The 6,696-nt window shown below is 65.2% G+C and carries 5 protein-coding genes and 1 pseudogene; 3 read left to right on the plus strand and 3 right to left on the minus strand.

Annotation, left to right across the window (positions count from 1 at the left end; genetic code table 11):
• Positions 1-1,185: 1,185 nt before the first annotated feature.
• Both JHL17_RS13185 and mobI read left to right on the plus strand, forming a co-directional pair.
• Positions 1,186-1,350: pseudogene (locus JHL17_RS13185) on the plus strand (transposase domain-containing protein); the annotation flags it as partial.
• Positions 1,351-2,283: 933 nt separating this feature from the next.
• The gene (gene mobI, locus JHL17_RS13190) at positions 2,284-2,832 is read left to right on the plus strand and encodes a conjugative transfer protein MobI(A/C) (protein WP_200193788.1); all 549 of its coding nucleotides are present in this window, start codon (positions 2,284-2,286) and stop codon (positions 2,830-2,832) included.
• 286 nt (positions 2,833-3,118) lie between these two features.
• On the opposite strand, the gene JHL17_RS13195 is transcribed toward mobI, so the two are convergent.
• Together JHL17_RS13195 and JHL17_RS13200 are read right to left on the minus strand one after the other, a co-directional pair.
• Entirely contained in the window at positions 3,119-3,478 is a 360-nt protein-coding gene (locus tag JHL17_RS13195; RefSeq protein ID WP_200193790.1) for an SMC-Scp complex subunit ScpB, read from the minus strand.
• 258 nt (positions 3,479-3,736) lie between these two features.
• On the minus strand, positions 3,737-4,981 hold the full coding sequence (locus JHL17_RS13200) for a hypothetical protein (protein WP_200193792.1): 1,245 nt from the start codon (positions 4,979-4,981) through the stop codon (positions 3,737-3,739).
• 575 nt (positions 4,982-5,556) lie between these two features.
• On the opposite strand from JHL17_RS13200, the gene JHL17_RS13205 reads away from it, so the two are divergent.
• On the plus strand, positions 5,557-6,474 hold the full coding sequence (locus JHL17_RS13205) for a recombinase family protein (RefSeq protein ID WP_200193794.1): 918 nt from the start codon (positions 5,557-5,559) through the stop codon (positions 6,472-6,474).
• Positions 6,475-6,517: 43 nt separating this feature from the next.
• Here the strand turns inward: JHL17_RS13205 and JHL17_RS13210 are convergent, their stop codons facing one another.
• Complete coding sequence (locus JHL17_RS13210; RefSeq protein WP_345773801.1) at positions 6,518-6,676, minus strand: hypothetical protein; 159 nt, start codon at positions 6,674-6,676, stop codon at positions 6,518-6,520.
• Positions 6,677-6,696: the final 20 nt, after the last annotated feature.

Genomic DNA, 6,696 nt, shown 5'->3' on the forward strand with positions numbered 1-6,696 from the left:
AAGTGGACGATATGGCGGATGCGCTAGGTAGCCCGGAGCTGCCGGTGCTTTCCTGTTGCTCGGATGAAGTTGAGGACCGCGTCCTGCTGGCGTGACTCTGTGGTCTGGTGCCAGACCTGCGCGACTGCCGGCCAGATGATGGTGATTGAGACGTTTCGCCAACCGCTCTATCATTGTCGAGGTATTTGCGAACCGTTCTGACGGAAAGGTTTGTGAAGACGTCATCAATGCTGTTGAGGAGTTCGACAACGTCGTTGAGCGAGTATCCACTGCTTAGCGCTGCTTTGATCTCAGGGCAAAGTCGTTCAATCGCCTCTCGTAAGGGCACGCTCTCCGGCTCTTTCGGCGGCAAATGACGGAGTTGGTTGGCAGCTTCACCAATCACCGTGAGTTTAACATGGTGTCTGCGGGCTGGCATGCGTCTCGCACCGTTTTTTGTGTTCCACTGAGCGGTAGGATAGGACGCGATTGACCGCGAAGTCCCCCCGGGAAGATCGCCCGATAGTGCACATTACGACGACATGACAATCTAGTCGGTGACCCAACGGACCGCCAACCCTGGGGTCGCTCGGACGTGAACAATCCTTATCCCGCCATGCAGTGGCGAGAGGGTGTGAACGCACAAGTGGGACGAAAACGTGCAGCACCGCGGACGCGCTGAGTTGCTTAGCCGTCGCAAGACAAATCGACAAGAGCGCCGCGTGCGCCCCCGAGTGCATCGCGCCTCGTGTCGCCATGATGGCGTGATCGGACGCCGCCAGTGGCACTGGTGGGCGCGCTATCGCTGCGTCATGAATGACGGCGCGAAAATGTAAAACCGCCTTGGGAAAAACCGGCAAGCACCGCTGCTTTGCACTCTGTGTGACCGTGCAAGGCGCCGCGTCTCACCCTCATTCGCGACGCATCTGGGAGCGGCAGGGGCGTGACTCGCACCTCGTCGCGCAATGAATGAGAGCGTGAGCGCGACATGGAACGTGCAGGACCACGGACGCATAGAACTGGTTCGCCTCCATAAGGCGAATTGATCAGAGCGCCCCGTGCGCTCCCGAGAGCGGCGCGCTTGGCGTCGTCATTGCAGCGCCGTCTGAGGCCGCCAGTGGCACCGGTCGACGCCCTGTCGCGGCGGCGTGAATGAAACGTAAGACCGTAAAGCGGTCCTGGCGCAAACCCGGTTGGTGTCGCTGTGTGCCCATGTACGGCCCAATCACCACGGCGACGCTCGAAGATGTCGATTCCCAGGCGTGGCTCGCCGACGTGCTGGCGCGCATCAACGACATGCCCCAAACCCGCCTGCGCGAACTCCTGCCCTGGATATGGAACGCAATCCGCGAGCAGGCGGAAGCTGCCTGACCACGGCACTCAGCGGATGCTCACACGCAGTTCCGCATGATGCAGTGATCCGCGGCGACCTATACGACGCGGCCGGCAGCCGACTGATGCTGGCCTGTGCGCAACGTCTCCATGGAAAACATGACACAGGGATATGATCGCGAGGATGCACCGCTGCACGAGGACCGTGGCACAAGGCAGCATTGGTGACAACTGGGCACACACAAAACTCACAAAGCGGCGCGACACAAGGCCCATATACGGTCCGGACAACAGCCCGGCGAATGCCTCCATTGCGACGGCATTCACGACACCAGCGGGCGCGGTAGGCTCTCCTTTCTGGCACGATAGCCGATGTCAGTCGGTCGCAATTGCTTCAAAGGTCAACACCAAAGGAGATGCATGCGGGACTCCACACGACTTCAAAAGGAGCGGACAGAAAGCTGCATGTGACGCACATGTGGCATGGGTCGCGACGTTGTTTTTACCGTGTCCCGGCGTGCCGGGCACCTAATGGCGAGGTGAGAGGATGACACATAGAACATCGTTGCCGTATAGCGCTGGGTGTTGTCAGGCTGCACAAACTGCGGCGGATCGGATGCGTTGTGAGTGTCTGTCAGCGGATTGAAGCCCGCCGTGGAACACGCTGTCGAACATCGTGGAGGTAGATAAACACGACGCTGCATGGCGCTACTGGCGGAGACGTTTTCGACACCGTCGGATGCAGTAGGCGTTAGAGCATGATGCAGTAGCGGCGGCTATGCTGGCATCAAAATGATCGTGTCGATTTACGCGCGTGCGGCAAATTCCATACGGTACTGTTCCGCGACGGTTGTGTATGGGATAACCTCCTCCGAAATTCCGTGTATGGAATGACCATCCCTTGCTCCATACAGATAAGAATATGGAGTGAGGGAGGGGGGTAACGAGCCAACGTGAAGGGGAGCCGAACCAATGCCAAGCGAAGCCGTGTACTGGGCGATCCTGACAGCCATTGCGCAGGACCAGCAGCGCCTGCTGGAGGAAGCGAAGGCGGTGGAGGCGCAAGTGCGTTACGCGCACTTCGAGGCCCGAGACAGGTCTCAGCGAAGCGAGTGGGGAAGCTATCTGCCGTACATCCGACAACTGGCATCAGGAGTAGGGTGTGCGTGGGCGGTTCTGGAGTTCTACGGACCGCAGACAAAGCGGAAGATGCGACTGCAGGAGTTTGGACGCCGGGGAAAGTGGCGTTACGCGGCGACGCAATTCCCGGAGGCAAAAGAGTGGGAGATTGATGAGATCATCCGCGCGGAGGATGCCTTCGAGAAGATCCGCAGACGCACAGCGTTCTTGAGCAAAATCGTGCAGACGGTGAAAGGCACTGGCAGCGCCGAGGGGGTCAAGTTCAGCGTTCCGAAACCCTCCACTGATGCGTCAGCCGGCAGTACAGAGGTTTATCAGAGCGTGCTGGAAGGTCGGGTACCCCCCTGGGCGGGTAGAGCCGACGAAGGGCGAAGAGAGTGAGAGTGCCAACCAACCAAGCTGCGGACTACGGAGAGCGTCTGCTTCTCCTTCAACTCCGTCAGCGGACCGGTGGGGTCGATGGCCGCTGGACTCAGTCGGGTTTGCCGCCGGGCCGGGGGGAGCGGCGCTCGTGCCACGGACTCCGGTAAGACTAACGCGCCGGCAAGGGTGCCGTTGAGCACACCGGTGTCAGCCAGCCCCATCGCGCGCAGGTCGTCCAAGTCGGACAGGTCAGCCAAACTCTCCAGGCCGAACTGATCGAGGAAAGCGTCGGTGGTCACGAAGGTCAGTGGGGCACCCGGACGCGGGCTGCGCGGCCCCGGCCCCACCAGCCCTGCCCCACCGCGCAGGCGGCCGACGGCATCTGCATCGACGGTGCAGCCGAGCAGACGCTCCAGATCGCGCTGGGGTAACTGCTAGGGTAGGCAATGGTGGCGAGCAGCAGCTGGTCGGACGGGCCAAGGACGGGCAGCGCGGGGCCAGTGGGGCGCACCGCCCGTAGCACCGGGGCGAGATAGGGGCGGGTGCGGCGGTGCCAACCGCTGGCGACCGCTACCAGGTCGTAGGGCCGGGTGCGCAGCTCGGCATGGATGTCAGCGTTCACCGCGTCGAGCGGGCAGTCGCCGCCGACCAGCCGGGGCGTCAAGTCGCGGATATGGTCCTTGAACGCCGTGATCGCCTTGTCGGCGACTCTCCGCCGAACCTCTCCCCTCGGCCCGGCCCAGAAGGCATAGCCGAGGAATTTGCGACCGAGGTGCAGATACCGATGAAGCCGGCCAGGGTTCCGAAGGAAAGCGGCCGGAGTGGCGTATCCCCGCGAGAAAGAGGGCGGAGATGCGGCCGGTTCATTGCCGTCAGTGACGTGGGTCTAGATGGTTCCTATGGAGTGCGGCGGTGCAATTGCTCAGCGGCCGAGCAGCAGGAAGCTGAGCTCACAGGCCCAGACCCGCTCGCCGCCGCGGTCGGCGATGTCGCGCACCACGCCGGCCTTGGCGAGCTGCTCCACCAGCAGATGCACCCCGCGTAGCGACAGACCGCAGCGCCCTTTCAATTCGGCCGCCACCCGGCTGATGGTGAAGGCCGGACGGTCGTGCAACCAGTCCAGCAAGTCAGGCAGACGCGAGTTGCTGCGCCGCGGCGTGGCGGCCAGCCGCGTCTCCCAATGCTCCTGCAGCAGATCGAGGTGGCGCAGCCGCTCCAGTTCATGCGCCACCAGTTCGGGAATGCCCTCGAGAACCCAGCGCGTCCAAGCGCCCTCCGTCCCGGCCATGGCAAGGCGGTAGCCGGTGACGTCGCGGGCGAGCGCTGCCGTCAGCGGCGGCCAAGCGTGATGCAGGTGGCAGGCACCACGGACCAAGTCGGGGGCGGCGAGCCACACCACCACGCTCCACCAGGAGGTCGGCGGCCGTTCCGCTGCGACCACAGCCCGCAAGGTGGCCCGCAAGGCGGCACTCTCGGCATCGTCGTCCTGGCCACGGCGCTCCGGCGCTCCCGGGTCGGGCCGCAACGCCAGGGCGCGGATCGCCGCCGCCGCACCGAGCAGGCCGGGCGCGGCATCCAGTGCCTCGGCCACCGCCTCCAGCGCCGGACCGGCATCGGCGGCGCGGGCCTCGCCGAGGCCGACCGGTCGGCCGCCCTGAGCAACGCTCCAGCGCCGGTGCAACTCGTCCAGCCAGGGCCGGGTCCAGGGCGTCAACGGCGGCGACACGACAGCGGTCTCGTCACCATCAACGTCTTCTGGCTCTTCGCCACCCTCGAGCTCGATCGCCTCCAGGGCGGCGATCGAGGCGCGCACCGCGGCCAGGACGTCTCCCGGGTCCGCCTCCCTGGCCGCGACCACCACGGGCCGGACGGGGGGGCGTCCCGGCGGCAGGGTGGCGGTCAGGCCGGCCGGCAACTGGGCGAACAGCGGCACCAGCAGGGCGGCGCGGGCGGCCTCGCCCTGGGCGTGCTCCGGCGCGGCCAGGGCGCGCTGGAAGTCGTGGGCGTCGAGGCGGTGGCCGTCGAGCCGGATCACGGCGGCGGCAGAGCGGCGGGCGGCATCGGCGACGAGGCGCCGGCGCCGCGCCGGGTCGGCGAGCGCCTGATCGAGGCGGCCGAGCGCGCGTTCGGCGGCGAGCAGGGCGGGGAGACAGGAGAGGAGAATCATCGCGGCTCCGGGAAAGCCATGCCAAGATAAGCAATTGCAGTGATCATCGCTAACTGCATCGACATCGGACATCCAGAAAACCAGGTTTTGATAACGTCCTGGTAATGACAGTTATCAGGGCGTTATCAACATCCGATGGCTGTCGCTGTCAGGCAGTTGATGCGAAAAGTCGGATTTCCGGTGCTTTGGGCTCCCTTCAGGCACCGTTCTGCCAACCGGTTCATGCGAAATGTTGGCGGTTCATGCGAAAAGTCCGCCTACCAGCTGCGGCGGCGGCTTCACCCCCTTGAAAACACGTGAACAATTGTGAGCAGTGATGGCGCTGTCCCAGCGCGACCTGTTTCCACTGCAGCCGTGTTCACAAGGCACAAGGCGAGGGGCCGGTTTGGCGTCTTGTCGCGTGGCATCGGTTGGCTACGGATGCGAGCGGCAGGAGCGAGGCACCCCAGCTCCACCGGCCCCACTCCCACGAGCCGCTGTAAAGAAAATGGCCTGCGCTGAAACGACCGTTTACTTGCATCTCCATAAACTTTACAAAGTGTGCGTTCACCTCTCTTGCCCCCCTGGAATCCGTCATGGCGCTCATCGGCTACGCCCGCGTCTCGACCGACGACCAGACCACCGCCGCCCAGATCGACGCGCTACGCGCCGCCGGCTGTGCCGCGATCTTTGAGGAGAAGGCCTCCGGAGCCTCGCGGGCCCGGCCGGAGCTGGCACGGACGCTCGCCCGCCTGACCCGCGGCGACACGCTGGTGATCTGGAAGCTCGACCGGCTCGGCCGCTCGTTGTCGCACCTACTGGAGGTGATCGAGGATCTGCGCGGCCGCAGCTGCCATTTCCGCTGCCTCACCAGCCCGATTGACACCGCCAGCCCACACGGCACGCTGGTGCTGCAGATGCTGGGCGCCGTGGCCGAATACGAACGCTCCCTTATTCGCGAGCGCACGCGGGCCGGTTTGACGGCGGCTAAGGCGCGGGGCAGGGTCGGCGGCAATCCCAAGCTGAAGCAGGGAGACCCGGCGACGGCGCGGCGCTTGGCCGAGCGGCAGCGCCAGCTCTACCTGCTGGAACTGACCCGCACCGCGGAGGAGTGGCTGCCCACCGTGCGGCGGCTCCGGCCGACCCGTTCCTGGGCGGCAGTGACGCGGGCGGTGAACGCCAGGCTTTCCCCCGGCCGACACTGGACCGCCGAGCGGCTGCGCCGGGCTGTCCATGCCTTCGTCGATGAAGGGCTGGCCGAGCGGGCGCTGCTCGACAAGGCGCCTGCGGTGCGCGGCGACGACCGGCTGATGGTGCTGGTCACCGGCATCGCCCGAGCGAACCCGAAGCTGTCGCTGCGGGCGATCGGCGCCCAGTTGGAGGCGATGCGGGAGAGCACGCCAAGGGGCCGGCACAGCTGGGCGGCGGCGTCGGTCAAGAACCTGCTGGATCGCGCCCGTGCGCAAGGCCTGCTTCCCGCTGACGCCGCGTCCGGGCCGTCATCGAAGACCTGAACGGATGAAGCAGGTGGCGGTGGTGCGGCAATCCCGACGGTCATCATCGATGAACGCCGGTATCAGTCCGGCGCTCGCAGCCGATAGCTACCCCCGTCTCGGTCAGGATGTGGCAGGGCCGCTCCGGATCGGGTTCGATCTTCTGGCGCAGCTGCCGGATATAGATCCGCAGATACTGGATGTCGGTTTCACCGCCCCACACCTCCTTGAGGATCAGGCGGT

Source organism: Azospirillum endophyticum, assembly GCF_016595245.1.
GTDB lineage: Bacteria > Pseudomonadota > Alphaproteobacteria > Azospirillales > Azospirillaceae > Azospirillum > Azospirillum endophyticum.

Excerpts from the sequence above, each read along its gene's own strand:
- JHL17_RS13205 (WP_200193794.1), top strand. The coding sequence starts at position 5,557 with ATGGCGCTCATCGGCTACGCCCGCGTCTCGACCGACGACCAGACCACC.
- JHL17_RS13200 (WP_200193792.1), bottom strand. The coding sequence starts at position 4,981 with ATGATTCTCCTCTCCTGTCTCCCCGCCCTGCTCGCCGCCGAACGCGCG.
- mobI (WP_200193788.1), top strand. The coding sequence starts at position 2,284 with ATGCCAAGCGAAGCCGTGTACTGGGCGATCCTGACAGCCATTGCGCAG.